The 25,859-nt window shown below is 63.3% G+C and carries 26 protein-coding genes; 20 read left to right on the top strand and 6 right to left on the bottom strand.

Annotated elements, in window-relative coordinates; all coding sequences use genetic code 11:
* Positions 1–169: 169 nt before the first annotated feature.
* Positions 170–1,732, top strand: coding sequence for a GTPase HflX (gene hflX, locus AB4Y81_RS14525; RefSeq protein WP_018779081.1), 1,563 nt, complete (start codon positions 170–172; stop codon positions 1,730–1,732).
* On the top strand, positions 1,725–3,785 hold the full coding sequence (locus AB4Y81_RS14520; protein ID WP_189075789.1) for an ATP-dependent DNA helicase: 2,061 nt from the start codon (positions 1,725–1,727) through the stop codon (positions 3,783–3,785). Before hflX ends, AB4Y81_RS14520 begins: the two co-directional genes overlap by 8 nt.
* Positions 3,786–3,824: 39 nt before the next feature.
* On the opposite strand, the gene lexA is transcribed toward AB4Y81_RS14520, so the two are convergent.
* Positions 3,825–4,568 (bottom strand): transcriptional repressor LexA, encoded by a 744-nt coding sequence (gene lexA / locus AB4Y81_RS14515; protein ID WP_018779083.1) that lies wholly within the window; start codon positions 4,566–4,568, stop codon positions 3,825–3,827.
* A gap of 347 nt (positions 4,569–4,915) precedes the next feature.
* Between lexA and AB4Y81_RS14510 the strand changes: the two genes are divergently transcribed.
* From AB4Y81_RS14510 to AB4Y81_RS14475, 8 genes are all read left to right on the top strand, one after another.
* The gene (locus tag AB4Y81_RS14510) at positions 4,916–5,275 is read left to right on the top strand and encodes a LysM peptidoglycan-binding domain-containing protein (RefSeq protein WP_039240619.1); all 360 of its coding nucleotides are present in this window, start codon (positions 4,916–4,918) and stop codon (positions 5,273–5,275) included.
* A 79-nt stretch (positions 5,276–5,354) separates the two neighbouring features.
* Positions 5,355–6,473 (top strand): histidinol-phosphate transaminase, encoded by a 1,119-nt coding sequence (locus tag AB4Y81_RS14505; RefSeq protein WP_079582222.1) that lies wholly within the window; start codon positions 5,355–5,357, stop codon positions 6,471–6,473.
* Positions 6,474–6,518: 45 nt separating this feature from the next.
* The gene (gene hisB, locus AB4Y81_RS14500; protein ID WP_018779086.1) at positions 6,519–7,145 is read left to right on the top strand and encodes an imidazoleglycerol-phosphate dehydratase HisB; all 627 of its coding nucleotides are present in this window, start codon (positions 6,519–6,521) and stop codon (positions 7,143–7,145) included.
* Complete coding sequence (gene hisH, locus AB4Y81_RS14495; protein ID WP_422758395.1) at positions 7,142–7,885, top strand: imidazole glycerol phosphate synthase subunit HisH; 744 nt, start codon at positions 7,142–7,144, stop codon at positions 7,883–7,885. The genes hisB and hisH overlap by 4 nt, the downstream gene beginning before the upstream one ends.
* Entirely contained in the window at positions 7,886–8,044 is a 159-nt protein-coding gene (locus AB4Y81_RS14490) for a hypothetical protein (RefSeq protein ID WP_441996144.1), read from the top strand.
* A 44-nt stretch (positions 8,045–8,088) separates the two neighbouring features.
* Positions 8,089–8,832 (top strand): bifunctional 1-(5-phosphoribosyl)-5-((5-phosphoribosylamino)methylideneamino)imidazole-4-carboxamide isomerase/phosphoribosylanthranilate isomerase PriA, encoded by a 744-nt coding sequence (gene priA / locus AB4Y81_RS14485; protein WP_039240621.1) that lies wholly within the window; start codon positions 8,089–8,091, stop codon positions 8,830–8,832.
* Complete coding sequence (locus AB4Y81_RS14480) at positions 8,832–9,743, top strand: SseB family protein (RefSeq protein ID WP_441996143.1); 912 nt, start codon at positions 8,832–8,834, stop codon at positions 9,741–9,743. Before priA ends, AB4Y81_RS14480 begins: the two co-directional genes overlap by 1 nt.
* 49 nt (positions 9,744–9,792) lie before the next feature.
* Positions 9,793–11,097 (top strand): MFS transporter, encoded by a 1,305-nt coding sequence (locus tag AB4Y81_RS14475; protein WP_441996142.1) that lies wholly within the window; start codon positions 9,793–9,795, stop codon positions 11,095–11,097.
* 79 nt (positions 11,098–11,176) lie between these two features.
* Here AB4Y81_RS14475 and AB4Y81_RS14470 read toward each other — a convergent pair whose 3' ends face one another.
* The gene (locus AB4Y81_RS14470) at positions 11,177–11,572 is read right to left on the bottom strand and encodes a DUF1844 domain-containing protein (protein ID WP_026267346.1); all 396 of its coding nucleotides are present in this window, start codon (positions 11,570–11,572) and stop codon (positions 11,177–11,179) included.
* Between the two features lie 423 nt (positions 11,573–11,995).
* Between AB4Y81_RS14470 and infC the strand changes: the two genes are divergently transcribed.
* The 5 genes from infC to AB4Y81_RS14445 all read left to right on the top strand — a co-directional run bounded on the left by infC (position 11,996) and on the right by AB4Y81_RS14445 (position 16,077).
* Positions 11,996–13,018, top strand: a complete 1,023-nt coding sequence (gene infC, locus AB4Y81_RS14465) for a translation initiation factor IF-3 (protein ID WP_441996141.1) — start codon at positions 11,996–11,998, stop codon at positions 13,016–13,018.
* Between the two features lie 117 nt (positions 13,019–13,135).
* Positions 13,136–13,330, top strand: coding sequence for a 50S ribosomal protein L35 (rpmI, locus tag AB4Y81_RS14460; protein WP_011774324.1), 195 nt, complete (start codon positions 13,136–13,138; stop codon positions 13,328–13,330).
* Between the two features lie 119 nt (positions 13,331–13,449).
* Entirely contained in the window at positions 13,450–14,115 is a 666-nt protein-coding gene (gene rplT, locus AB4Y81_RS14455; RefSeq protein ID WP_018779094.1) for a 50S ribosomal protein L20, sunset domain variant, read from the top strand.
* A 26-nt stretch (positions 14,116–14,141) separates the two neighbouring features.
* Positions 14,142–15,053, top strand: a complete 912-nt coding sequence (locus tag AB4Y81_RS14450) for a TrmH family RNA methyltransferase (protein WP_441996140.1) — start codon at positions 14,142–14,144, stop codon at positions 15,051–15,053.
* Between the two features lie 100 nt (positions 15,054–15,153).
* Positions 15,154–16,077 carry a cation diffusion facilitator family transporter gene (locus AB4Y81_RS14445; protein ID WP_281445035.1) on the top strand — a complete coding sequence of 308 codons (924 nt, stop codon included), beginning with the start codon at positions 15,154–15,156 and terminating at the stop codon, positions 16,075–16,077.
* Positions 16,078–16,183: 106 nt separating this feature from the next.
* Here the strand turns inward: AB4Y81_RS14445 and AB4Y81_RS14440 are convergent, their stop codons facing one another.
* Positions 16,184–17,392 carry an MFS transporter gene (locus tag AB4Y81_RS14440; protein ID WP_018779097.1) on the bottom strand — a complete coding sequence of 403 codons (1,209 nt, stop codon included), beginning with the start codon at positions 17,390–17,392 and terminating at the stop codon, positions 16,184–16,186.
* Positions 17,393–17,571: 179 nt separating this feature from the next.
* Between AB4Y81_RS14440 and AB4Y81_RS14435 the strand changes: the two genes are divergently transcribed.
* Positions 17,572–18,024 carry a (deoxy)nucleoside triphosphate pyrophosphohydrolase gene (locus tag AB4Y81_RS14435; protein ID WP_441996139.1) on the top strand — a complete coding sequence of 151 codons (453 nt, stop codon included), beginning with the start codon at positions 17,572–17,574 and terminating at the stop codon, positions 18,022–18,024.
* Here AB4Y81_RS14435 and AB4Y81_RS14430 read toward each other — a convergent pair.
* Positions 18,021–19,115, bottom strand: coding sequence for an Rv2578c family radical SAM protein (locus tag AB4Y81_RS14430; protein ID WP_306879109.1), 1,095 nt, complete (start codon positions 19,113–19,115; stop codon positions 18,021–18,023). The genes AB4Y81_RS14435 and AB4Y81_RS14430 overlap by 4 nt on opposite strands.
* A gap of 90 nt (positions 19,116–19,205) precedes the next feature.
* Here AB4Y81_RS14430 and pcp point away from each other — a divergent pair, with 90 nt between their 5' ends.
* Complete coding sequence (gene pcp / locus AB4Y81_RS14425) at positions 19,206–19,847, top strand: pyroglutamyl-peptidase I (RefSeq protein WP_055977893.1); 642 nt, start codon at positions 19,206–19,208, stop codon at positions 19,845–19,847.
* A gap of 13 nt (positions 19,848–19,860) precedes the next feature.
* On the opposite strand, the gene AB4Y81_RS14420 is transcribed toward pcp, so the two are convergent.
* Positions 19,861–20,490 carry an SIMPL domain-containing protein gene (locus AB4Y81_RS14420; protein WP_441996138.1) on the bottom strand — a complete coding sequence of 210 codons (630 nt, stop codon included), beginning with the start codon at positions 20,488–20,490 and terminating at the stop codon, positions 19,861–19,863.
* 2 nt (positions 20,491–20,492) lie between these two features.
* Entirely contained in the window at positions 20,493–20,939 is a 447-nt protein-coding gene (locus tag AB4Y81_RS14415; protein WP_441996137.1) for a hypothetical protein, read from the bottom strand.
* A gap of 97 nt (positions 20,940–21,036) precedes the next feature.
* Between AB4Y81_RS14415 and AB4Y81_RS14410 the strand changes: the two genes are divergently transcribed.
* From AB4Y81_RS14410 to pheT, 3 genes are all read left to right on the top strand, one after another.
* Entirely contained in the window at positions 21,037–21,981 is a 945-nt protein-coding gene (locus tag AB4Y81_RS14410; RefSeq protein ID WP_441996136.1) for an LppM family (lipo)protein, read from the top strand.
* Between the two features lie 197 nt (positions 21,982–22,178).
* Complete coding sequence (gene pheS / locus AB4Y81_RS14405; RefSeq protein WP_441996135.1) at positions 22,179–23,240, top strand: phenylalanine--tRNA ligase subunit alpha; 1,062 nt, start codon at positions 22,179–22,181, stop codon at positions 23,238–23,240.
* Positions 23,241–23,242: 2 nt separating this feature from the next.
* Positions 23,243–25,786: a phenylalanine--tRNA ligase subunit beta gene (gene pheT / locus AB4Y81_RS14400; protein WP_441996134.1), complete on the top strand. Its 2,544-nt coding sequence runs from the start codon at positions 23,243–23,245 to the stop codon at positions 25,784–25,786.
* The last annotated feature ends 73 nt before the right edge of the window (positions 25,787–25,859 follow it).

Genomic DNA, 25,859 nt, shown 5'->3' with positions numbered 1-25,859 from the left:
CTCCCTGCGGATCCACCCGTCAGATCACCGACGCCACGTCCCCGACAGGCCAGTGGCGTTCAGCACACAGGAGGCCACTTTGGCCCAAGCCCGTCAGCCCAGCGCGAAGAGCGCCCCATCGAGCGACAAACAGCACTATTCTGGAATTGCCGAACAGTCTAAGGAGACCATGACCACCCAGAAGCACTCCGGATCCGATTCCGACGCCCAGGATATGAGTCCTGAACAAATCCAGGCCGTCATCGACCGGATTCTTTCCAAGGATGCCCCCGCACAGGCATCCGAAGACAACGACACCAGTGGTGTGTTCGGCAAGGCGCAGGCCATCTCGACCCTGGACCAAGAGCACAGTATCTACGACGGCGACCAGGAAGACCTGGCCGAGCGTCGCGCCTTGCGCCGCACCGCGGGGTTGTCGACTGAACTCGAAGACGTCACAGAGGTCGAATACCGGCAGCTGCGCCTCGAACGCGTTGTGCTGGCTGGCCTATGGACAGAAGGTACCCTGGCCGACGCCGAGAACTCGCTGCGCGAACTGGCGGCCCTTGCCGAGACCGCAGGTTCTGAAGTACTTGATGGCCTGGTCCAACGCCGCTCCAAGCCGGACCCGGGAACGTTCCTTGGATCCGGCAAGGCACAGGAACTCAAGGACATTGTCGCTGCCACAGGCGCGGACACTGTCGTGGTGGACACTGAACTGGCACCGTCACAGCGACGCGGTCTTGAGGACATCGTGAAGGTCAAGGTCGTTGACCGGACCACGCTGATCCTGGATATCTTCGCCCAGCACGCCAAGAGCCGCGAAGGCAAGGCCCAGGTGGAGCTCGCGCAGCTGGAATACCTGCTTCCACGCCTGCGTGGTTGGGGTGACTCCATGTCCCGGCAGGCCGGCGGCCAGGTGGGCGGGGCCGGGGCAGGCATGGGCTCGCGCGGTCCCGGTGAAACCAAGATCGAACTCGACCGCCGCCGAATCCGCACACGCATGGCCAAACTGCGCCGGGAAATCGCCGCGATGAAGCCGGCCCGTGAGACCAAACGTGCCAACCGCCGTCGTAATGCTGTTCCGTCCGTCGCGATTGCCGGGTACACCAACGCCGGTAAGTCGTCGTTGTTGAACCGCCTCACCGACGCAGGTGTCCTTGTGGAGAACGCACTGTTCGCCACTCTGGATCCCACGGTCCGCAAAGCGCAGACTCCTGACGGCATCGGCTACACACTGGCCGACACCGTGGGATTCGTGCGCTCACTGCCGACCCAGCTCGTTGAGGCCTTCCGCTCAACGCTCGAGGAAGTGGCCGATGCGGACCTCATCCTCCATGTCGTGGATGCATCCCACCCGGACCCCGAAGGTCAGATCGCAGCAGTGCGCACTGTCTTCACCGAGGTCGACGCCCGCAAGGTTCCCGAGATCATCGTCCTGAACAAGGTTGATGTGGCCGATCCTTTCGTGGTGGAGCGCCTCAAGCAGAAGGAACCCCGGCACGCAGTGGTTTCCACCCGCACAGGACAGGGAATCGCCGAACTGCTGGAGGACATCAGCCGGTCCATACCGCGCCCGGGGGTGCGGCTTGAAGTGCTCATCCCGTACGACCGCGGCGACATGATCAACAAGCTGCACAATTCCGATTCCGAGATCCTCAGCCTGGAACACGAGGAAAGCGGGACGCGCGTGGTGGCGATGGTCCGTGAAGGTCTGGCAGCTGAGCTGGAGTCATTCGTCAGTAATGGTTGAGAAGGTGGCGGCGGACGCCGTCGAGTCGGTGGGAGAGAAGACCACCCTGGAATTGTTGGACCGGGCTGTCGCCGGAATGGGCGGCCAAAGCCGTGCCGGCCAGCACGAAATGGCCAAGCACGTCACCCGGGCCATTGAGACCGGGGAACATCTGCTGGTCCAAGCGGGAACCGGTACGGGTAAGTCATTGGCGTACCTGATTCCGTTGATCGCCCATTCCATGGACAGCGATAAACCGACGCTCGTGTCCACCGCCACCTTGGCTTTGCAGACCCAGATCGTAGGCAGGGATCTTCCGCGTTTGCTGGAGACCATCAATCCTGCCCTGGACCGTCCGGTCAATGTCGCGCTCGTGAAGGGCAGGGCAAACTACGTCTGCCTGCAAAAGCTCGAGGGCGGCTTCCCGAGTGAGGAGCCCTCCGAAGGACAACTTTTCTCCCTCGGCGAGGACACGAGCGTGCCGCACTTCGCGGCGTCGGTCGGTGGCCCGTCGTCCCAGCTGGGCAAGGAGGTTGTCCGGCTCCGGGAGTGGGCCGAAACGACGGCCACCGGCGACCGGGACGAGCTCATGCCAGGGGTCACGGACCGTGCCTGGCGGCAGGTCTCCGTGACGTCCATGGAGTGCCTTGGGGCCCAGAAATGTCCGGTTGCCGAGGAGTGCTTCAGCGAGCTGGCACGCGCCCGGGCAGCTGAAGCCGATGTCGTGGTCACCAACCACGCCATGTTGGCCGTCAGCGCGTTCGAAGGCCTCGCGGTGCTGCCCGAGTACGACGTCGTGGTGGTGGACGAGGCCCACGAGCTACAGGACCGGGTCACAGGGGCAGTGTCAGGGCAACTCTCTGTAGCCATGGTGCACGCCGCGGCATCAAGCGCCCGCAAGCACACAGCCATCACCGTTGACGCCCTGAATGCGGCCGCGGATAGGCTGGACATGGCTATTGCGGGAGTACCCAACGGGCTCCTTCCCAGCGGACTCAACGACGAACAACTCGATTGCCTGGACCAGCTGCGCGACGCCACACGGGCGGCCCTGTCCGATTCGAAGACTGATTCCTCCAGTGCCGCGGACGGCGGACGGCAGCTGGCACGTTCGCGGCTGATGCTCATCCTTGAGCTGTGCGAACGGATGCTCGCTGCCAAGGAGAACCGCGAAGTAGTGTGGTTCTCCCGTAACAGCACTTTTGATCCCCAGCAGGGATACTCCCAACCTGACGAGACCGCGCCTGCGCTCATCAACATCGCGCCGCTGAGCGTGGCAGGCAGGTTGCGCGAGGGATTGTTCGCCGGACACACGGTGGTGCTGACCTCGGCCACGCTGGCCATCGGCTCGGCTTTTGAACCCGCGGCCGGAGGCCTCGGCCTGATTGGCGACGGCGCGCCCAGCTGGACAGGAATCGACGTCGGATCTCCTTTTGATTACCCCAAACAGGGGGTGCTGTACGTGGCGAAGCACCTTCCGAAACCCGGTCGGGGCACGTCACCGGAGGCCTTGGACGAATTGGAAGACCTCATCCGGGCATCCGGCGGGGGAGCACTGTGTCTTTTCTCCTCACGGCGGGCCGCCGAGGAAGCTGCGGACGCCATGCGGCTGCGCCTGGACGTGGATATCCTCTGTCAAGGCGAATCGACCATGGCTGCGTTGGTGAAGCAATTTGCCGACGAGCCGGATACTTGCCTCTTCGGAACCATGTCGCTGTGGCAAGGGGTGGACGTACCCGGCGGCTCATGCCGCCTGGTGGTTATTGACCGGATTCCCTTCCCGCGTCCTGACGATCCCCTGATGACCGCCCGTTCCCGTGCCGTGGCACAGTCCGGGGGGAACGGGTTCATGGCTGTTTCCGCCACCCACGCAGCCATCCGGCTCGCGCAGGGTGCAGGGCGCCTGATCCGGTCCACCGGTGACAAGGGCGTAGTGGCAGTCCTTGATTCACGCCTGTCGACAGAACGTTACGGCGGGTTCCTGCGGGCCGCCCTGCCGCCGTTCTGGCCGACCACTGACCGCACCGTGGTTCGTGGTGTCCTGGAGCGCTTGGGATCCGCCAGGAAGGCGTAGAGGACAGTCAGCTCCGGGCCCCTTACGGGTCGGAAAAAGCTAGAGGGACCTCAGTACCGAAACGACCTTGCCCATGATGGTTGCCTGGTCGCCGAGAATGGGTTCGTACTGGGTGTTTTGGGGCAGCAGCCAGGTATGGCCATCGCGCTGTCGGAACGTCTTTACAGTGGCTTCGTCGTCCAGCAAAGCGGCCACGATGTCGCCGTTGATGGCGTCGTTCTGGCGGCGGACAACGACCCAGTCGCCGTCGCAGATCGCGGCATCAATCATGGAGTCGCCAGCGACTTTCAACATGAAGAGCTCACCGTGTCCCACCAGTTGCCGGGGCAGGGGGAGCACGTCCTCAACTGTCTGATCGGCCAGGATGGGTCCGCCTGCCGCGATGCGGCCAACCAGCGGAACCATGGCGGTGTCGCTTGCGCTGGTGAGTTCTGTCACAGCCAGGCCGCCGGTGCTCCGAAGCGTTGCCGGTGCCTCCACGCCCGGGATGGGGCCGCCGTCCAGGGTCAAGGGCATCAGCACTTCCATTGCGCGGGGACGCTTGGGGTCCCGGCGAAGGTAGCCGAGTTTTTCCAGCTGGGACAACTGGTGGGTAACGCTGGAAAGGCTGGCCAGTCCAACGGTGTCCCCGATTTCGCGCATGCTGGGCGGATAGCCGTTGTCGTTGACTGACCGCTGGATGGTTTCCAGGATCTTTTTCTGGCGCACGGTCAGGCTCTTGGGAGTCTTGGGAGGCTGTTGGCTCCGCAGGGGTACCCCGCCGCCTGTGGCTTTCGCTGCCATGTTCGCCAATGCCTTTCGTTCCGCCCCGAAACGAACCGGGGATGCAGGGACTGAAAAAATGTCAGACCCTCCTGTTCCAATGAAACAGTGCTGTTCCTTCACTCAAACGTAGGGCAGGCACAGGCGTTTATCAAACATTTGTTCTAGCGAGTCTCGACACCGTTCGTTGATAAGTGCTAAAAATGTCATAGCAAGGTTCGAACATGTGTTCTATAAACCTCGCGCTGAAACTGGATGTTCGAACGAACTGTTCGAATACCGGCCGCAGTCGGGAGGAGCACACAAAGAATTGGCAGCCTTGCTCCGGAAGCTCCGGAGCAAGGCAATAGCTCAGAAGGGCTCAGCTCATGTCCGCAATAACTTCGTTCGCTGATTTCCGCACCACGCAGGCACCCGCCCGCCTGCGCCTGACCCGCCGTGGCCGGGTGGTGTTCTTCTTCATCCCGGCCATGCTGCTGGCGGCTGTTTTGCTCAGCCTTGCCGGGTTCATCACTTCCCCTGCCAAGGCTTCCGATTCCCAGGCCGAGCTGCAGCCGCCGGTTGCAGTCTCTGTGACAGTCCAGCCCGGTCAGTCCCTGTGGGGCATTGCCGGCGCGGCGGCTCCGGAGCGGGACCCGCGTGATGTCATTGCTGAAATCATCCAGTTGAACGACCTCCGCGGCGGGCGCATCCTTCCGGGGCAGCAGCTGTTCGTCCCGGCCCACTAAGGCTGTTAGCCGGTAGCCGGATCCCGCGCCGCGACGTCATAGTTACTCCGCAGTCCCGCCAGCCCCTTAAACTGTTCCAGTGAGTGAGCAGCTTGAGCGACTTGACCGACTACCCCTCCGGACCAACCTGCGTGGACTGAGCCCCTACGGCGCACCGCAGCTTGATGTCCCCGTTTTGCTCAACGTTAACGAAAACACCCATGGCGTCCCCGCCGATGTTCAGGCGGCGATTACTGAGGCCGTGGCAGCAGCCGCCACAGGACTGAACCGCTATCCTGACCGCGAGTTCACCGATCTTCGTGAGGCCCTCGCCGAGTATCTTGGCCACGGCCTTTCAGCGGACAACATCTGGGCCGCCAACGGGTCCAACGAGGTCCTGCAACAGATCCTGCAGGCGTTTGGCGGCCCGGGACGCAAGGCCCTTGGCTTCCCGCCCACGTATTCCATGTACCCGTTGCTGGCCAGCGGAACGGATACCGAATACATCCGGGGAGTCCGCGCCGATGACTACGGGCTGGATGCCCGGTCGGCGGCTGCGCAGGTGCGCGAAACCGGAGCCAACATCGTTTTCCTGTGCTCACCGAACAACCCCACAGGGACGGGCCTGGGCCTGGATGTGGTGGAGGCCGTGTATGAAGCCGGTGAAGCAAGCCAGGCCATCGTGATCGTGGACGAGGCCTACCACGAGTTCGCCCACGACAACACGCCGAGCGCGTTGACGCTCCTGCCCGGCCGTGAGCGCCTGATCGTTTCACGCACCATGAGCAAGGCATTTGCCCTGGCAGGTGCCCGGCTCGGCTACATGGCGGCGGCCCCTGAAGTTACGGACGCCATCAGGTTGGTCCGCCTGCCGTACCACTTGTCTGCCATCACGCAGGCCACCGCCCTCGCAGCGTTGACTCACCGCGAGGCCCTGATGGCCGACGTTGAGGACATCAAGGTCCAGCGCGATCGGATCGTCACCGAACTTCTCCGCATGGGGCTCAAGCCCGCGGCGTCGGACTCGAACTACGTCTTCTTCGGTGGACTCGAGAACCCGCACGAGATCTGGCAAGGGCTGCTCGACGCAGGCGTGCTCATACGTGATGTCGGCATTCCGGGTCACTTGCGGGTTACCGCCGGGACCGAACCGGAAACCACCGCATTCCTTGATGCCCTGGAAGCACTCCTGGAACGCGCAGCGTCACAGCGCGCCTAAACTTGTCAATAGACCCAACCTCCCTCCCTGCATAAGGACGTCCCAATGAGCGAAACCGGCGCCACGCCGTCCGCTGCCCGCACTGCGCGCATGGAGCGCACCACCAGCGAATCTTCCGTATTGGTGGAGATCAACCTGGACGGTTCCGGAATTTCGGACATCAGCACCTCGGTACCGTTCTACGACCACATGCTGACCGCACTGTGCAAGCACTCCCTGATTGACATGACGGTCAAAGCCACAGGTGACACGCACATCGATGCCCACCACACGGTGGAAGACGTTGCCATCACGTTCGGTGAGGTGCTCCGGACGGCCTTGGGCGACAAAGCTGGTATTCGTCGTTTTGGCGAAGCCACGGTGCCTCTGGACGAAGCCCTCGCCCATGCAGTCGTTGATGTTTCCGGACGTCCGTACCTTGTGCACGGTGGTGAACCTGCGGGACAGGAGTACCACCTGATCGGTGGCCACTTCACCGGCTCGTTGACCCGCCACGTTTTCGAGGCAATCACGTTGCACGCCGGAATTTGCCTGCACATGAACGTTCTTGCTGGCCGGGATCCGCACCACATTGTGGAGGCCCAGTTCAAGGCTTTCGCGCGCGCACTGCGTGCCGCCGTAGAGTCCGATCCGCGTGTCGAGGGCATTCCCTCCACCAAGGGGGCACTGTGAGTAGCCAGGTCCTGAAGAACGGCGCAGTGGCTGACGCCACGGCATCCGTTAGGCCTGAGTCGCCGGAGGGCAAGCCGACCGTTACGGTTCTGGACTACGGATCCGGCAACGTCCGGTCCGCCGTCCGCGCGCTTGAGCGGGCGGGTGCCCACGTGGTGCTCAGCGCCAAGCCTGAGGACGTCCTCAACGCCGACGGCCTGGTTGTCCCCGGTGTTGGCGCCTATGAGACCGTGATGAAGGAACTCAAATCCGTAGACGCCATCCGCATGATTGGGCGCCGGGTTGCCGGTGGACGTCCGGTGCTGGCTATCTGCGTGGGCCTGCAGGTTCTTTTCGAGGCCGGCGTCGAGCACGGTACCGAGTCCGAAGGCATGGCCGAATGGCCCGGCAAAGTCGAACTCCTTCCTGCTCCGGTGGTACCGCACATGGGATGGAACACAGTGGACGTACCTGAGGGTTCCAAGCTGTTCGCCGGTGTGGAGCAGGAGCGTTTCTACTTCGTTCACTCCTACGGTGTGCAGGAGTGGAACTTCGACGTCGTGCAGCCCCGCATGGCGCCCCCCATGGTCACGTGGTCCGAGCACGGCGCACGTTTCATCGCTGCCGTGGAAAACGGCCCGCTGTGCGCCACCCAGTTCCACCCCGAGAAGTCGGGCGACGCCGGGGCCCGCCTCCTGCGTAACTGGGTGGATGGCCTTCGGAAGCCCGCACCGGAAGCTTCCGGAAACGGTGCTGCCTAGATGTGGTCTGTGATCCTCATGGGCCTGGCCGGCCTCCTGGTGGGCGGTGGGATTTCCTTCCACCAGCAAAAGAAGCCCCGCTGGGTCTCCATTTCTTTCTTCGTGTTGGCCGGGATGTCCCTGCTGGCTGCGTACCTCCTGACACTTCCCGGTAACTGAACCGCTGGTCCCAAGCCGGCGCTCCCTCAACTCCAAGGACACTCATGACCACCTCCTCCCAGTCCGTACTGGAACTCCTGCCGGCCGTCGATATCGTCGATGGCCAGGCGGTGCGCCTCCTGCAAGGAGAGGCGGGATCTGAAACCAGCTATGGGACGCCCTTGGAGGCAGCCTTGAACTGGCAGAACGACGGTGCGGAATGGGTCCATATGGTTGACCTCGACGCCGCCTTTGGCCGTGGCGACAACGCCGCTCTCATCAGCGAGGTCGTGTCTCAGCTCGACGTCAAGGTGGAGCTTTCGGGCGGCCTGCGGGACGACGAATCACTCGAACGGGCCCTCGGTTTGGGCGTTGCCCGGGTAAACCTTGGGACGGCAGCGCTGGAAAACCCGGAGTGGACGCGCCGGGCGATCGAACGCTTCGGTGACAAGATCGCCGTCGGGCTTGATGTCCGCGGTACTACGCTGGCCGGACGCGGATGGACCAAGGAAGGCGGGGACCTTTGGGAGGTTCTGGCCCGCCTCGAGGACGCCGGGTGCGCCCGCTACGTAGTCACGGACGTTACCAAGGACGGAACGCTGCAGGGCCCCAACGTGGATCTGCTGCGTCAGATGGTGGAGAAGACCGGCAAGCCCGTAGTGGCTTCCGGCGGTATCTCCAGCTTGGAAGATCTTCGCGTGCTGCGTGAACTCGTGCCGCTGGGTGTCGAGGGTGCGATTGTGGGCAAGGCTCTGTATGCCGGTGCCTTCACCCTGCCCGAAGCCCTGGACGTGGCCGGCCGCCGCTGATGGGCCGCCACTCAGCCCACGAGCCGGAGCTTAACCAGCGGGAGAAGCGCGATCTGCCCGGTCACATCGCGGCGGCCTTGGCAGGCGCCGGGGGAGCCACGGACTCGGCGGGCCAACCCTGGGCAGGTAGAAGCCTCACTGGCGACGACGCCAAAATCCACAACTTCGAAGACGATGATGGAACCGCAGACGCCGGTTACCTTGCGGCTATTGCGGCGCTGATCGACGGAACCGGTGGCGAGGCGGAGGTCGTGGCCTCCCTGGCCACGGCACGTGTCTTTGTCCCGGTGGTTGCCCAATTGGCCGAGGAAGCCGAAGGCGTCGACGGCCTGCATGCAGATAAGCAGGCCGATATGGCATTGGTCACACTGAAGGCACCCGACGGCCGCACGGCAATGCCGGTGTTCACCTCGGCGGCAGCCTTGGAAGCGTGGCACCCCCAGGCGCGGCCGGTCGCTGTTTACGCAGCACGCGCAGCACTCTCGGCGGTGTCGGAAGGTGCCCAAATCCTGGTTTTGGACCCTGGCTCCCAGTTCGCCTTCGTCGTGCGGCGACCCGCCATGTGGGCGCTCGCGCAGCAGAAGGACTGGACGCCGTCATACCTTGATGATCAACTGGAGACTGCTCTCGTTTCGACGATTTCAGCCTTCACTGCGGTCCGCCGCCTTGAGACGCACCCCGGCGGTGGCGTTGCGTCCCTCACGGCGGACGGCCGCCAGGTCCTCGGAGGCGGTCCGGGCCCGGAACTGCGTGTGGTGCTTTTCCTCGAGGACGGTTTGGACGCCGGGGCCGTGCAGGCGCTTGTCGCGCAACTGAACGATGYGTGGGCACGGATGGATTCCTTTGCCGAGGGTGTTGATTCCATGGAAGTAAAACTGCAGCGTGCAGCACAGGAGCGCGCGCCGCACTAATGGCAGGTCCGGTTCCCCGGGGCTGCCCGGGGAAATGAGGATTGAGCCAGTGAACTTCGCTCTCTACAAGGAGATGCTGTCCATACGCCCTGTCCGGCGGCTGCTGGTTGTCGGGATGGTTGCGCGTATCCCGCATTCGGCCGCGGGAGTGCTCCTTACCTTGCACATTGTCCTGACGCTTGGCCAGGGATATGCCGCTGCGGGTGCTGCTGCGGCGGTCATGACCATCGGCATTGCCCTGGGCGCACCGTGGCGTGGCCGCAGGGTTGACATGGTGGGGCTGCGTAAAGCGCTGATCCCGTCAGTTGTCTCCGAAACCGTCATCTGGTCGATCGTCCCGCACGTGTCGTACCAATGGCTGCTACCTCTGGTGTTCATCGGAGGCCTGTTCACCCTTCCGATCTTCAGTGTCGTCCGCCAATCGTTGGGCGTCATGGTGGACGGTGAGCAGCGGCGTTCGGCCTTTGCCTTGGATTCCATAGCCACCGAGCTTGTTTTCATGATCGGTCCGGCCGTCGGAGCTGTGGTGGCGACCAGCGGCTACTCGGCTCTTGGCCTGACCGCCGTTGGTATCTCGGTATCTGTGGCTGGACTTTTCCTGATGTGGTTCAACCCGCCCACCAGAAGCGAAGCAGCCTGCACACCGGAGGAATCCGCCGATCGGGAGTCGGCCGATCTTGCGGCAGCGGAGGCGGCCATGGTGGCTTCGGCTCCTGCGCATGTCCAGGAAGCGGCCTCGGAAATGGCGTCCGCAACCTCGCGCACGGCCGGGCTCCGGAGCCGAGTGGCCAGGAATTTCACCTGGTTCACCGTTTCTGTTGCTGCGCTCTTCGCAGTAGCCGCTGGTTCGGGCATGGTGCTCAGCGGCTCGGATGTCAGCATCGTGGGGCTGCTGGAACGTGGCGGCCACCAAAACGAGATCGGTATTGTCTTCTTCTTCTGGTGCGCCGCGTCGGTAGTCGGCGGTCTCATCTACGGTTCGATGAAGCGGTCCATCTCACCCATTCTCCTTCTGCTGGGCATGGCCGCACTGACCATTCCGATGGGATTTGCCCAGGACACCTGGACCCTGGCGTTCCTCTCACTCCTGCCGGGCTTGTTGTGCGCACCGGTGCTGTCGGCTTCCTCCGAGAAGGTTGCGGACCTTGTGGAGGAGGATCGCCGGGGCGAAGCAATGGGTTGGTACGGCTCTGCGCTGACCGCCGGTGTTGCTCTGGGGGCGCCCCTGGCAGGGGTCTTCATCGACACCGTGGGTCCGTCGGGCGGCTTCGCTGCTGTTGGTATCGCCGGCGTCGTGCTGTGCGCCACCGGCCTGGTGCTCATGTCCATCCGTCGGCGGGCTGCCCGGGTCTGAGTCAACCGGCACCAGACGACGACGGCGGGTCGACCACTGATGGTCGGCCCGCCGTCGATGATTATTCAGGCAGTTGGCGTCAGTTCACCGGTCCGGTGAACTTTTCGCCCGGGCCCTTGCCGGGGGCATCCGGAATGATGGATGCCTCGCGGAACGCGAGTTGCAGGGAGCGCAGGCCGTCGCGCAACGGGCCTGCGTGCTGGGAGCCGATTTCGGGTGCGGCTGCGGAGACCAAGCCGGCGAGTGCGGTGATCAGCTTGCGGGCTTCGTCCAGGTCTTTGAGATCCTCGGCGTTGGGGTCGTCGGCAAGCCCAACCTTGACCGCTGCCGCACTCATGAGGTGCACGGCGCCGGTGGTGATGACTTCCACTGCCGGTACCTCTGCGATGTCACGGATCTGCTGGGAGACTCCGGCGTCGGCGGCGGGGGCGTCTCCGCCGAAGGAATTGCGGGAATTGCTGTCTTCAGTGCTCATACTGGTAAGCTTGTCACAGACCGACTGGAAGTCGTTATTCACTATGGACATCTACAGTACTGTGGGCATCGACAGTGAACCATCGCAGTCAACGTCCCGCCGTTCGCAATGTGCGCTTGGCGGGTTGTTTCTGTAGAATTGACTTTCAGTTTGCAAGCGGAGTTCTCTCCCACCCGCGTCAGCCGTTTCCCTTCGGGGACAGGATCCCCTTGATGGGACAAGAGGTTGCCGGGTACCTGGTCGGACATTTCAGGGTTGATCCCGGAAGTGCACGCTTTCCATAGGGGAAGTGGATCCGATCTTCGAGGCCTTCGATTGCGCCAGCAATTGGGGGCCTTCTCTATTTGCCGGTGACACCAACACAACCACAGGAGCTTTAACATTAGCGAGCCAAGAATCAATGAGCGTATCCGCGTCCCCGAGGTGCGGCTGGTCGGCCCTGCCGGCGAACAGGTAGGAATTGTCCGCATCGAGGACGCATTGCGTCTTGCTGCCGAATCCGATCTCGATCTCGTTGAAGTTGCGCCGCAGGCTAAGCCTCCTGTTTGCAAGTTGATGGACTTCGGCAAGTACAAGTACGAAGCCGCCGTCAAGGCCCGCGAAGCCCGCAAGAACCAAACCAATACGGTTCTGAAGGAAATCCGCTTCCGCCTCAAGATCGACAAGCACGACTACGAAACCAAGCGCGGGCACGCTCTGCGCTTCCTCGGAGCCGGTGACAAGGTCAAGGCCATGATCCAGTTCCGTGGTCGTGAGCAGCAGCGGCCTGAAATGGGCATCCGCTTGCTTCAGCGTTTCGCGGAGGATGTAGCCGAGGTTGGCGTCATCGAGTCCAGCCCCCGCATCGATGGCCGCAATATGGTCATGGTGATCGGACCGCTGAAGAACAAGGCCGAAGCGAAGGCTGAAGCCCGTCGTGCCAGCCAGCGTGCAGAAGCCAAGGCCCAGAATGAGGCCAAGGCCGCAGGACGCGTTGACACCACGGGGGAGCAGGCGCCGCTGACGCAGAGCCTCGCCGATCTTCTGCCCGAAGGCTTCAAGGTTTCCGAAGAGGAAAGCACGCAGGAAGCTCCCGCAGCAACCGAGGCGCCCGCAGCTGAAGAAGCACCGGTTGTCGAGGAAGCTGCAGCTGAAGCTCCGGTTGCCGAAGAGGCACCTGAAGCAGCAGAGGAAGCACCCGTTGCTGAGGAAGCTCCGGCTCCCAAGGCGGCTCCGGCACCTAAGGAAGCTCCGGCTCCCAAGGCGGCTCCGGCACCTAAGGCGGCTCCGGCTCCCAAAGCAGCCCCGGTGGAGGCAGCTCCGAAGCCTGTTGTTCCGGCTGCGGCGCCCAAGCCAGCGGTTCCTTCGGCCCCGAAGCCTGTCGCCAAGCCGGCAGCTCCAAAGCCGGCTGCCCGGCCCGCGGCCCCCAAAGCCACGCCGAAGCCAGCAACACGTAAGACCAATTAGTTCAACGCCGCGGAGGCCCTGGCCTCCACCGGCAAGCAACCAGCACGTCGGCCCTGGTGGCCGGCTGCGCGATAGAATCGCGGACTTGTCCGTGGATACGTAAGGAGATCGGTTCCCATGCCGAAGATGAAGACCCACAGCGGTGCTAAGAAGCGCTTCAAGCTGACCGGTACCGGCAAGCTGAAGCGTCAGCAGGCCAACCGCCGTCACTACCTGGAGCACAAGTCCTCCAGGCTGACCCGTCGCCTCGCCGGCGACAAGCTCGTCTTCAAGGGCGATGCCAAGGTCATCAAGAAGATGCTCGGCGTCTAAGTTCCAAGTTCTTTGGTTACTGCCATCCGGCAGGGACCGACTACACCAAAAGCCTTCTCAGGCCGGCCGGGTTTCCGGCAGTAGCAGCTTGGGATAAAGATTTCTGAAGGAGTACGCACGTGGCACGTGTGAAGCGGGCGGTAAACGCCCACAAGAAGCGCCGGGTTGTCCTCGAACGCGCCAAGGGTTACCGCGGTCAGCGTTCGCGCCTGTACCGTAAGGCCAAAGAGCAGCTGCTGCACTCGTTTGTGTACAGCTACGGTGACCGCCGTAAGAAGAAGGGCGACTTCCGTCGCCTCTGGATCCAGCGCATCAACGCTGCATCCCGCGCCAACGGCCTCACCTACAACCGTCTGATCCAGGGCCTCAAGGCCGCTGAGGTCGAGGTTGACCGCCGCATGCTCGCCGAGCTGGCTGTTTCCGACGCCAACGCTTTCGCCGCTCTGGTGAACGTTGCCAAGGCTGCCCTGCCGGCTGACACCTCTGCTCCGGCTGCCAAGGCTGCTCCGAAGGCCAAGGTTGCTCCGGCTGTCGCTACGGCTCCTGCCGTAAAGGCTGTCGTTTCCGAGAAGCCGGCCATCGATGGCGCAGTTGCCGCCGACGGTGACGAGGCTCCGGAAGGCTACGCCATCAAGGGCAACGCCGAGTCCAAGAAGTACCACGTTCCGGGTTCCACCTGGTACAACACCACCGCTGCTGAATACTGGTTCTCCACCGTTGAAGCTGCGAAGGCAGCCGGTTTCGAGCCGGCCGGCGGCGAAGCCCGCCAGCAGATCAAGAACTAGTCGCAACTGCCACTAAAGTTCTTTATATGAACGAAACCGGGCGCCTGCAAGACTTTCCGATGACCAACCCCCGAGCAGATCGGGTGAGGGATGTCGCCAAGCTTGCCGGGCGCCCGGCGCGTTTAAAGCGCGGGCGGTTCCTTGCTGAGGGGCCGCAGGCGGTGCGCGAGGCATTGACCCTGCACCGCGACCGGACAACGGCGGGCGGATCCGCCGTCGTACATGAAGTTTTCGCCAGCGAAGCGTGCCTTGATCGCCTCCCCGAGCTTGCCGACCTGGCGCGGGGGACGCTGCTGCGGCTGGCGAGCGATGAAGTACTTGCCGCAATGGCTGACACCGTTAACCCGCAAGGGATCGTAGCGGTCTGCAGTTTCGTGGACGTCAGCCTGGACTCGGTGCTCGACGCCGGTCCGCAGCTTCTTGCTGTCATGTGCCAGGTGCGTGACCCCGGCAACGCCGGAACCGTGCTCCGCGCCGCCGATGCCGCTGGAGCAGACGCCGTGGTTCTCACCGGCTCCAGCGTAGACATCTATAACCCTAAAGCGGTGCGGTCCACCGCAGGCTCCCTGTTCCACCTCCCGGTTGTCCTGGGGGCGGACGTCGAGGAACTGGTTGCGCGGTGCCGGGAGCGGGGAATAGGCATCCTGGCCGCTGATGGCTATGGAACCCTCAATCTGGACAAGCTCCAGGATGAGAACGCTGCACGGAGGCTCGGCAACGGTTCCGTGGCCTCGGACTATGCCCTGGAGTCGCCTACAGCGTGGCTCTTCGGCAACGAAGCCCAAGGCTTGTCGGAGGACGAACTTGCACTGGCCGATCACCGTGTTGCCGTGCCCGTGTACGGGGCGGCCGAGAGCCTGAACCTGGGTACCGCCGCCACTGTGTGTCTTTACGCCAGCGCACGTTCGCAGCAGGGCGCCCGAGTGGGGAATGCGTAAACAACGCGCCGCCGGGTACGGTATTGCTTGCAAGATCAGACGATGACGACTCTTCTTGGCCCTTTCCATTCTTTCCCAAACCCGAAGAGGTGAAGCTTTCGTGGCTGCTGGTGGCGGTACCAAAGCGATTGTTGCGGCTCTCGCCGCAAATCTAACGATTGCTGTTCTGAAGTTCATTGCATTTTTCCTGACAGCGTCATCGTCCATGCTCGCCGAGGCAATCCACTCAGTTGCCGACTCCGGCAACCAGATCCTGCTGCTGGTGGGCGGGAAGCGGTCCAAACGCGCCGCCAGTCCGGAACATCCGTTCGGCTATGGCCGCGAACGCTACATCTACGCCTTCATCGTGTCCATTGTCCTGTTCAGCGTCGGTGGCCTGTTTGCCCTTTACGAAGCCTGGGAGAAGTTCCAGCACCCGCACGGCATCGAAGGCGGCTTCTGGTGGGTTCCCTTGGCGGTGCTGGTGGGAGCGATCATTGCCGAAAGCTTCTCCTTCCGCACGGCGATCATCGAATCGAACCACATCCGCGGCAAGCAGAGCTGGGTCAAGTTTGTCCGCAATGCCAAGCAGCCCGAGTTGCCGGTCATTCTCTTGGAAGACTTCGGTGCCCTGCTTGGCCTGGTCTTCGCGCTCTTTGGTGTCAGCATGACGCTGGTCACCGGTGATGGCGTCTGGGATGCCCTCGGAACCGCGATGATCGGCCTGCTCCTGGTCGCAATTGCCGTGGTCCTGGCGATGGAAACCAAGTCCCTGCTGCTGGGCGAGTCTGCCACCAAGGAGGACGTCCAGCGTATTGCCGACGCCCTGCAGGCTGACGGGACCCGCATCATCCACCTCAAGACCATGCACCTCGGACCTGAAGAACTGCTGGTCGCCGCCAAGATTTCCATGGGAGCGTCCGAGACGGGCGAGCAGATCGCCCAGGGAATTGACGACGCCGAGCAGCGGATCCGTGCGGCGGTTCCCATCGCCCGGGTCATTTACCTTGAACCCGACATCGAACGGGTCCAGGCCCAGGCTTAGTCCCGACCGTCAGTCCCGTAGAGGCGACTAAAAGGAATGGCTCCGCATTTGCGGAGCCATTCTTTTTTGGGACAGATCGTTTCCCACCAGCCATTCTTCCCTTGGGTCAGGCAGCCAGCGCTTTCCTGCGTTCAAGTGCACCGCTGATGACGGCTACGACCAGTCCGAGGATGGCCAGGACTGCTCCCACCAGGGCCGGGGCTACGTAGCCCCAACCCCACGCGATGACTGTGCCGCCGAGGAAAGCACCCAAGGCGTTGGCAATGTTCAGGGCTGAGTGGTTCAGCGAGGATGCCAGCGAGGCCGCCCCCGGTGCTGCGTCGAGAAGCCTGGTCTGCAAAGCAGGAGTCAGCATGGAACCGATGCCGCCGACGACGAAAGCCATGACGAACGCGGACCACGCCCAATGGGCGGCAATGGCGTAGACCACCAAGGCGGCGGCAATCCCCGGCATGACCCAATAAATGGTGCCCATGACGGACTTGTCCGCCAGCCGCCCACCGATGATGTTGCCAACCACCATGCCGAGCCCATAGAGGGCAACAACGGCCGGAATGAGGTTCTCCGGGATGCCGGCCACAGACGTCATCGTGTGGGCGATGTAGGTGTAAACGGCGAAGAATCCTCCGAAGCCGATAATCCCGATGAGCAACGCCAGCCATACTTGGAGCCTTTTGAGCGCCCCAAGTTCCCGACGGATGCTGGCATCCGGATGCGCGGCTTCGAAGGGGACGAACTTCCACACCATGGCAACAGTAAGCAGGCCGATGGCGCCCACTATGACAAACAGGAGCCGCCACCCGAAGGTTTGTCCCACCCAGGTGGCCAGCGGAACACCAATGACATTGGAGACCGTGAGTCCGGCCATCACCATTGAAATGGCCCAGCCGCGTTTGGTTGGTGCAACGAGGCCGGCTGCGATGACAGCCGCCACCCCGAAGAAGGCCCCGTGGGGGAGCCCGGAGGCAAACCGCGACAACAGCATCAAGCCGTAGTCAGGGGCGATGAAAGACGTGAGATTCGCCAGTGCCAGGAACAGCATGAGGCCCAAGGCCAGGTTCTTCCTGGGTAGTTTGGCCCCCAAGGCGGCAAAGACGGGTGCGCCGATCACGACACCCAGGGCATACGCCGAGATGAGGTTTCCCGCTTCGGGGGTGCTGATGCCGAGTCCCTCTTCGACTTCCTTCAGCAGGCCCATCATGGCGAACTCGGTGGTTCCGATGGCAAATCCGCCCATGGCCAGAGCCAGGATGGCCAGGCCAAGGTGGCGTCGGGATTTTTTGGCGACGACGGGCTGGGACGTGGTGATAGACATAGACCTGCTTCTGGGGGCGTCTTGCGAGCTGGGAAGAATGGAAGAAAATCCGATAACAAGTCTAGGTCGCCGCCGGGGTAGGGCTTTACTTATGTGACTACGCCCATGTGCGCGGTCCGTGGACCTGCCGGCTCCTGAATCGTGCGGCCTCTTGTACGGTCGGGCCCTAGACTGTTGCGGTGACTGCATTGATAAACGTCGTGGGTGCCGCCGTCGTCGACTCTTTGGAGGCCCCCGGCCGTTTGCTGGTTGCCCGTCGCACCGCCCCGCCTCAATTTGCCGGCATGTGGGAGTTCCCGGGTGGCAAGGTTGAATCCGGTGAAGCCCCGGAAGCGGCCCTCCACCGCGAACTCACTGAAGAGTTGGGGATCCAGGTCAAGCTTGGCCGGGAGCTGGAATCGGGCAAGCCGGACGGGTGGACCCTCAACGAACGGGCGTCCATGCGAGTGTGGTTTGCCGAAGTGACCGCTGGGGATCCGCTACCACTTGAAGACCATGACGAGCTTCAGTGGGTTTCGCTTGCCGACCCTGACGAAGCGCTCGGCCTGGCGTGGATACCTGCGGATCTTCCGATTGTCCGTGCGCTCCTGCAACGGGTCTCGATGCCCGCCGAAGGCGTCCGGCCGGTCTAGAACAGAGTCTGTTGGCCCGGAAGGGGAACGGCAATGCCCGCCGTTTGGGCGTCAGTGGCGGCAGATGAATGCCGGGCGTTCCGATGGCTGAATCCGGAGCTTCCCGTGAAGCCGTATTTCGCCTTGAAGTGAGTGATTCTGCCGGTCAACCATGTGCGGTATTCCTTGGAGGCGTACCAGCCGTTGCCGTAGAGGCGCCGGTACTTGCCCACTAATCCGGGGTGCTGGGCGGCAATCCAGTCCATGTACCACTCGCGTGTGCCGGGTTTGAGGTAGAGGGCTCCTGCCGATACTCCTGTGGCGCCGGCCTGGGCCAGTCCGGCGAACAGGGAGTCCAAGGCTTCGTCGGAATCCGTGAGCCACGGCAGGATGGGCATCGCCATGACACCGCATCCCAAGCCGGCGTCGCGGAGCCGGGCAATAAGCTTCAAGCGGGCCCTGGGGGAGGGAGTGCCGGGCTCGATGAGTGCGGCGAGGTCCTCGTTGGTCATGGCCAGGGAAATGCCCAGATCCACGGGAACCTGGGTGGCAGCATGCTTGAGCAAGGGGATGTCCCGCGCCAAGAGTGTGCCTTTGGTCAAGATGGAGAACGGCGTGCCCGAATCCGCAAGGGCCCGGATGATCCCGGGCATCAGGGCGTAGCGGCCCTCCGCCCTCTGATACGGGTCCGTGTTGGTGCCCAGGGCAACCTGATGGTGTCCCCAGGACGGCTTGGCGAGTTCTTTGCGGAGCACCTCGGCAGCATTGATCTTGACGACAACCTGGGAGTCGAAGTCCCGGCCCGCATCGAATTCCAGATACGTGTGGCTTTTGCGTGCGAAGCAATAGACACAGGCATGGCTGCACCCGCGGTAGGGGTTGACCGTCCATTCGAACGGCATGTTCGAACCGGTGGGCACCTTGTTGAGCACTGACTTTGCGGTGACCTCATGAAAGGTGACCCCGGAGAATTCGGGTGTAGAGACGGAACGCACAAGCCCGGCCAAGGGCAGCAAGGCATCCATCGCCGGGGCAGGGCGTGGAACGATGCTGCCATCCGCATCCGGTGCCGGTTCACGCGTCGGTGAAAGTGCTTGTGCGTCCCATCTCATGAACTCCATTCGAATGTATGTTCGAACCAATGTCAAGGCCTCCGAATATTCGTATCCCACGGCCGGGCCCCTCGTTGCTAAGGTAGGCCCATGATTCTGCTCACGGGTTTCGAACCGTTCGGCCGGGATACGGTCAATCCCTCCTGGCTTGCCGTCCAGCTCGCCAGGGAGAGCCTCCAGGCAGAGGGGTTCGCCGTGGAGGCCATCGAATTGCCCTGCGTTTTCGGAGAGTCACTGGAGGTCCTCCACCAGGCCATTTCGCGTCTCACTCCGGAGGTGGTGGTCTGCGTGGGCTTGGCCGGTGGCCGGGACCGGGTATCGCTGGAACGCGTCGCCATCAACTGCGATGATGCCCGGATCCCGGACAACAAGGGCCAGCGCCCCATTGATGAAGAAGTGATCCCCGGAGGACCTGCAGCATACTTCTCCAGCCTGCCGATCAAGGCCGCGCTCAGGAACCTGCAGATCGCGGGGATCAAAGGTGAAATCTCCCAGACAGCCGGTACCTACGTGTGCAACCACGTGTTTTACGGCTTGATGAATGCACTGGCGTCCCGGCCGGGCGTTCGGGGCGGTTTCGTTCACGTTCCCTATCTTCCGGAACAGGTCACGCCGGAAGGGGCAGCTCCATCAATGCCGCTGGAGCTGACGGCCGAGGGGATCGCCGTAGTTGTCCGCACTGCGCTCAACACCCCGGTGGATACCAAACTGCCCGCCGGGGCAATCCACTAGCGAGGGCCATCCACTAGATAAGCTCCCATTCCACCGTGACGCTGGCGGAGATGACAGATTCACCGGCCTCAACCGGCAGGGTCTCTGCGACGTAGGACGCCCGGACCATTCCACCCATGGGAACCGGGCCGCTGTGTACCGGTTGCTGGGAGATGGACACCACGGATCCCAGCCGGGCGGAGGCCAGCGCCGCGTACTGTTCGGCCCGGGCCAAGGCATCCTGCCAGGCGGCTTCCTGGGCTTGTGCCGTGGCGCGGGAGGGGTCGGCCAGTCCTTGCTCCAGGCCGTTGATGCGGATGTCATCGCCGCCGGCCGCGACGGCTGCAGCAATTGCTGCCGGTGCGTCCCCATGCGACCGGATACCGACGTGCAGTGTCGTGGACGCTACGTAAGCCGACACCTTCTGGCCTTGACCTTCAACCCACATCACATCGGCCCGCAGGTTCAGCCCGCTCGTCCGCAGGTCCCCGTCCCCGATACCCGCTGCGCGCAAGCTTGCCGCGACGGCGGCCGCTGACGTGCCGGCGTCGTCGTATGCTTTCGCCGCGGTTTCCCGTCGCGTCTCCACGCCCAAAGTCAGCGTCACCAGGTCCGGAGCAGCCGTTGCGCTCCCTGAACCCGTCACGGTGATGGTTCGCTCCATGGCTAAGCCTCGATTCGATCATGGGCAGGATGGTCCTGCCGGCGGTTGGTGGGTTCGATGTAGCCGCCTGCTTCCAGCCCGGCCTGGCGCTCGAACCAGTTACCCAGTCCCRGATTACCGGTCCGGACCATCGACCAGCAGGCCGCAGCCCCGTAAAGGACCAGGAACGGAAGCCCGAGGCAATACGCATACTGCGTGCTGTGCCGTTCCTCGTGGCCCAGCAGCACAGGGTTGGTTCCGGCAACACCGTACGGAGCCCGGTACACAACCACGTTGCCGACCGTAAAGGCCCCGGCAAGGGGGAGCCTCCACTGGTAACCGGACGCAATCAGCAGGCCGCGCGGCCCGCGCGACAACTTCGACCGTGACGTGACGGCCACCGCCAGTCCGAGCGGAGTGGACAGGTTCAGGACGTTGGCGATCTGCCGGAGGCGTTGCGCGGGAGTCATGAAGCCATGCTAGACCCGCGGCGTGTGGCAGGGCACGGACGGCAGGGATACGCTGTTCGAGCACTCACTCGTGCAGGGGATGAATGGGGAAAGAAACATGAACGTAAAACGCGCCATAGGCGTGCTCGGTGTACTGATTGCCGTCATGGTGGCCTTGACCGGATGCGTCAAGCTCAACATGTCAGTCAAGGTCAATAACGAGAAAAGCGTCGACTACGAGGTTGTATACGCGATCCAAAAGTCGGTTCTGGGGGAGAAGTCCTTCGACGACTTCATGAAGTCCAATGGCGGCGGCAGCCAGGAGATGGACATACCTGAGGGTGCCACCGTGGTGGACTACGAAGACGACAAGTACAAGGGCAAACGGATCACGGCGGTGAACCTTGACCCGGCCAAGCTGGCCGAATCGTCCAGCTCCGAGAACCCTTTTGATCTGAAAAGGGATGGAGACTTCTACGTCATGTCCATGGGAAGTGTTACGGGAGCTGACAGCAGCGATCCCCAGGCATCCGCCATGGCAAAGTCGATGTTCGACGAAGCGTCCGTCAAGTTCACCTTCCCCGGGAAGATCGTTGAAGCCAACGGTGCAGTCGTTGATGGCAACACGGCAACATTCGACATGCTGTCCATCAAGGGGACGGCTGTTCAGGTAAAGGCCGAGGCCAATGCCGGCATCCCGGGGTGGATCATCTGGACCCTCGTGGCCCTGCTGGTGGTTGCTGCGGCGCTGGTGCTGCTGTTCGTGCTGTTGCGCAGGAAGTCAGCCCGGCAGTCGCCGGCGCTCGCAGGCGCCCCAGTGTACGGCCAGGACGTGAACGGCCCGGGACAGCCCGGTTACCCCGCACCGCAGTCACCATCGGGACAGCCCGGGTACCCTGCGCCGCGGCCTGGCCAGCCTGGCCAGCCGGCCCAGTCGCCACAGCAGGACTGGGCCGGTCAGGGCTACACGCCCGGCGCGCAGTCCACGCCGCAGCACGGGAATGGTCACGACGACGGCCAGGTACCTCCGCCGCCGGCCGCACCACCGGCTTCGGGCGCCTAAGCGCCCGGCTGCGTACCGCCGTCGTGATGAAAAGGGGCGGCTGTTTCACATAGCGGGATGCGCGCGGGCGGGTTAAATCCCGCATGGGCGCTTCAACTAGACTGAGGGGTAGTGCCCGCCGTCCGCGGCGAGCACTACCCCTTTGTTTTGCAGGCCTGCATTGCCGGCCGCTCCCAACTCGTAGCTAAGAACAGTAGATGACTGACACTTTGCCAGGCGCCGCCATCCCGAATCCGCTGGATGAAGCCGCCGTCCACGCCGCCGTCGAGGACGCCATCGCCGCAATTGCGGCTGCGTCTTCCCTTGATGAACTCAAGGCTGTCCGCCTCGCCCACACCGGCGAGAAGTCGCCCCTGAGTCTTGCCAACCGCGAAATCGGTGGCTTGGCCAAGGAACACAAGGCAGCTGCGGGCAAGCTCATGGGCTCCTCGCGGGGCCGGGTCAATCAAGCGCTCGCGGCAAGGACCCAGGTTCTTGAGGCTGAGAATGATGCCCGCATCCTGATCGAGGAAACGGTCGATGTTACGGCGGCCCCGCGCCGTCGCCGCGCCGGTGCCCGCCACCCGCTGTCCACCTTGCAGGACAGGGTGTCGGACATCTTCGTTGGCATGGGTTGGGAGATCGCCGAAGGACCCGAGGTGGAGTCCGAGTGGTTCAACTTCGATGCCCTGAACTTCAAGCCGGACCACCCGGCACGCGAAATGCAGGACACGTTCTTCGTGGAGCCTCCCGAGGCGCACCTGCTCATGCGTACGCACACTTCACCGGTACAGGTTCGTTCCATGCTGGAGCGCGAAGTGCCTATCTATGTCCTGTGCCCGGGCAAAGTGTTCCGGACCGACGAGCTCGACGCGACGCACACACCGGTGTTCCACCAGTTCGAGGGTCTCGCAATCGACAAGAACCTCAGCATGGCTGACCTGCGCGGCACGCTGGAGCATTTCGCACGCCAGATGTTCGGCGACGAAGCCTCCATCCGTCTGCGCCCAAACTACTTCCCGTTCACCGAGCCGTCGGCAGAACTCGACATCTGGCACCCGGGCGCCAAGGGCGGCCCGCGCTGGATCGAGTGGGGCGGCTGCGGCATGGTCAACGCCAATGTCCTGCGGGCTGCCGGGATCGATCCGGACATCTATTCAGGTTTTGCTTTCGGTATGGGCATTGAGCGCACGCTCATGTTCCGCAACGAGGTCGGCGACATGCGCGACATGATCGAAGGCGATGTACGTTTCAGCGAGCACTTCGGGATGGAGATCTAACAGTGCGTATCCCACTTTCCTGGTTGCGTGAGTTCGCGCAGGTTCCGGCCGAAGCTACGGCCGAAGATGTCATGGCTGACCTGGTCAAGGTCGGCTTTGAAGAAGAAGATGTCCACCGTCCCACCGATGAGCTGAAGGGCCCTGTGGTTGTCGGGCAGGTGCTGAGCCTGGTCAAGGAACCGCAGACCAACGGCAAGACCATCAACTGGTGCCAGGTCCGGGTTGTCCCAGAGGGCCAGAAGCAGACCCTCACCGGCAAGGGCATCGATCCCTCCGGCGTGCAGGGCATCATCTGCGGCGCCCACAACTTTGTTGAGGGCGACAAGGTTGTTGTTACCTTGCCCGGAGCCGTACTGCCCGGAAACTTCCAGATCTCGGCCCGCAAGACCTATGGCCACCTGTCTGCCGGCATGATCGCATCCGTGCGAGAGCTGGGCATCGGCGATGACCACGATGGCATTTTGGTCCTCTCCCGCATCGGCCTCGACCCCGAGATCGGCACTGACGCCATGGAGCTGCTGGGTCTGTACGACCAGGCAGCCGAAATCAATGTCACTCCGGACCGCGGCTACGCATTCTCCATCCGTGGGGTTGCCCGCGAGTACGCCCACGCCACGGGAACTTCGTTCGTGGATCCGGCGTCCAAGGTCAACGCGCCTGCTTCCCTGCAGGGTGGCTACGGAGTCAAGCTCAACGACGATGCTCCCATTTACGGCAAGCCGGGCTGCGATCGTTTTGTTGCGCGTACGGTCCGGGGCGTGGATGCCTCCCGCCCCACCCCGCCGTGGATGTCCTCACGCCTCCGCCTGGCCGGCGTACGTTCCATCTCGTTGCCCGTGGATATTTCCAACTACGTCATGTTGGAGCTCGGCCAGCCGAACCACTGCTACGACCTCGACAAGCTTTCGGGCGATATCGTTGTCCGCCGCGCGGTCGCGGGGGAGAAGATCACCACGCTCGATGACAAGGAGCGCACACTCGACGCCGAGGACCTGCTGATCACGGATGATTCGGGTGCGATCGGCATCGCAGGCGTGATGGGTGGCGCCTACACCGAGGTTTCCGATTCCACCACGAATATCCTTGTGGAAGCCGCGCACTTCGACGAAGTATCCATTGCCCGCTCACGCCGCCGCCACAAGCTGCCGTCCGAGGCGTCCAAGCGCTTCGAACGCGGTGTGGACTGGCATGTCGCCAACGTCGCCGCCCAGCGCGTGGTGGACCTCCTGGTGGAACTCGCCGGAGGTACCGCGGACGAGACCGGTACCGACGTCGGAACGGCGCCTGACGCCGTCGTGATTGAGCTGCCTGCCGGTTATGCTTCCGCGCGCATCGGCATCGACTTCACCGAAGATCAGATCACCACCTCCCTTGAGGACCTGGGGGCCGTGGTGGAGAAGACCTCCTCCGGTTACCGCGTGACTGCACCAAGCTGGCGCAACGACCTCGAAACCAAGGACGACCTCTCCGAGGAAATCGCCCGTCTTGTGGGCTACGACAACATCCCGGCTACCTTGCCGGTGGCTCCTCCGGGACGCGGATTGAGCCGCACGCAGCAGCAGAAGCGCCGCGTCGTGCAGGCCCTGGCCGATGCCGGGCTGACAGAGGTGCTGTCCTACCCCTTCGTCACGAAGGCAGCCAACGACACCTTCGGAGTGGCGGAGGAAGGCGCTGCCCGTCCGGCGTTGAAGCTCGCCAACCCGATCAGCGAGGAACAGGGGTATCTCCGCACGTCCATCCTGCCGGGCCTGATTGAGGTGGCACGCCGCAACCACTCGCGCGGTTTCCGCGATCTTGCACTCTACGAGGCCGGCTCGGTCTTCCTGCCGGGTGACAAGCTCGGAACGGAGTCCATCCCGCCGTTGGGTGTCAAGCCTTCCGATGAGGTGCTGGATGCACTGTACGACGGCGTCCCTGACCAGCCGCTGCACATCGCCGCGGTCCTGACCGGTCATGATTCTCCGGCTGCCGCCACGCACAAGCCGCGTGCCTGGGACTGGGCCGACGCCCTGGACGTGGCCCGGCTGATCGCTGACGTTTTGGGCGTTGAACTGGTTGTCAGCCAAGGCAGCCACCAGGCATTCCACCCCGGGCGCGCGGCGCAGCTCGCACTGCGCAATGGCGACGTGGTTGGATACGCAGGGGAACTCCACCCCAAGCTCCTTGCTGCGCACGACATGCCTGCGCGTTCAGTAGCGGTTGAGGTGGATGTCGATGCCTTGTTCGAAGCTGCCGCCGACGTGATTGTCGCCAAGCACATCTCCGGGTTCCCGGTGGCGACGCAGGACGTTGCCCTGGTAGTTCCCCTGGACGTGCCGGCCGATCAGGTCCTGTCCGCACTCCGCGAGGGTGCAGGTGAGCTCCTTGAGGACATCTCGTTGTTCGACGTCTACGTGGGCCCGGGCATCGATGACGGTAAGAAGTCGCTCGCCTTCGGCCTGCGGTTCCGCGCAAACGACCGCACCCTGACGGCGGATGAGGCTTCGGAGGCCCGCGCTGCTGCCGTGGCCGTAGCCGCCGACCGCTTTGGAGCTGTCCAGCGCTAGCTCGACTCAAGAAAACCCCGGGACTGCTGTCCCGGGGTTTTCTTTTTAACGAGATTCAACTCCCAACATCTTG

It is taken from the genome of Paenarthrobacter sp. TAF1, from assembly GCF_052113825.1.
Lineage (GTDB): Bacteria > Actinomycetota > Actinomycetes > Actinomycetales > Micrococcaceae > Arthrobacter > Arthrobacter nicotinovorans.
The sequence above is the reverse complement of the archived record's forward strand: the minus strand, read 5'-3'. Positions and strand labels throughout refer to the sequence as shown.

Coding starts and splice junctions, on each gene's coding strand:
- hflX (WP_018779081.1), top strand. CDS start 170: ATGACCACCCAGAAGCACTCCGGATCCGATTCCGACGCCCAGGATATG.
- AB4Y81_RS14520 (WP_189075789.1), top strand. CDS start 1,725: ATGGTTGAGAAGGTGGCGGCGGACGCCGTCGAGTCGGTGGGAGAGAAG.
- lexA (WP_018779083.1), bottom strand. CDS start 4,568: ATGGCAGCGAAAGCCACAGGCGGCGGGGTACCCCTGCGGAGCCAACAG.
- AB4Y81_RS14510 (WP_039240619.1), top strand. CDS start 4,916: ATGTCCGCAATAACTTCGTTCGCTGATTTCCGCACCACGCAGGCACCC.
- hisB (WP_018779086.1), top strand. CDS start 6,519: ATGAGCGAAACCGGCGCCACGCCGTCCGCTGCCCGCACTGCGCGCATG.
- AB4Y81_RS14490 (WP_441996144.1), top strand. CDS start 7,886: ATGTGGTCTGTGATCCTCATGGGCCTGGCCGGCCTCCTGGTGGGCGGT.
- priA (WP_039240621.1), top strand. CDS start 8,089: ATGACCACCTCCTCCCAGTCCGTACTGGAACTCCTGCCGGCCGTCGAT.
- AB4Y81_RS14470 (WP_026267346.1), bottom strand. CDS start 11,572: ATGAGCACTGAAGACAGCAATTCCCGCAATTCCTTCGGCGGAGACGCC.
- rpmI (WP_011774324.1), top strand. CDS start 13,136: ATGCCGAAGATGAAGACCCACAGCGGTGCTAAGAAGCGCTTCAAGCTG.
- AB4Y81_RS14450 (WP_441996140.1), top strand. CDS start 14,142: ATGAACGAAACCGGGCGCCTGCAAGACTTTCCGATGACCAACCCCCGA.
- AB4Y81_RS14440 (WP_018779097.1), bottom strand. CDS start 17,392: ATGTCTATCACCACGTCCCAGCCCGTCGTCGCCAAAAAATCCCGACGC.
- AB4Y81_RS14430 (WP_306879109.1), bottom strand. CDS start 19,115: ATGAGATGGGACGCACAAGCACTTTCACCGACGCGTGAACCGGCACCG.
- pcp (WP_055977893.1), top strand. CDS start 19,206: ATGATTCTGCTCACGGGTTTCGAACCGTTCGGCCGGGATACGGTCAAT.
- AB4Y81_RS14420 (WP_441996138.1), bottom strand. CDS start 20,490: ATGGAGCGAACCATCACCGTGACGGGTTCAGGGAGCGCAACGGCTGCT.
- AB4Y81_RS14410 (WP_441996136.1), top strand. CDS start 21,037: ATGAACGTAAAACGCGCCATAGGCGTGCTCGGTGTACTGATTGCCGTC.
- pheS (WP_441996135.1), top strand. CDS start 22,179: ATGACTGACACTTTGCCAGGCGCCGCCATCCCGAATCCGCTGGATGAA.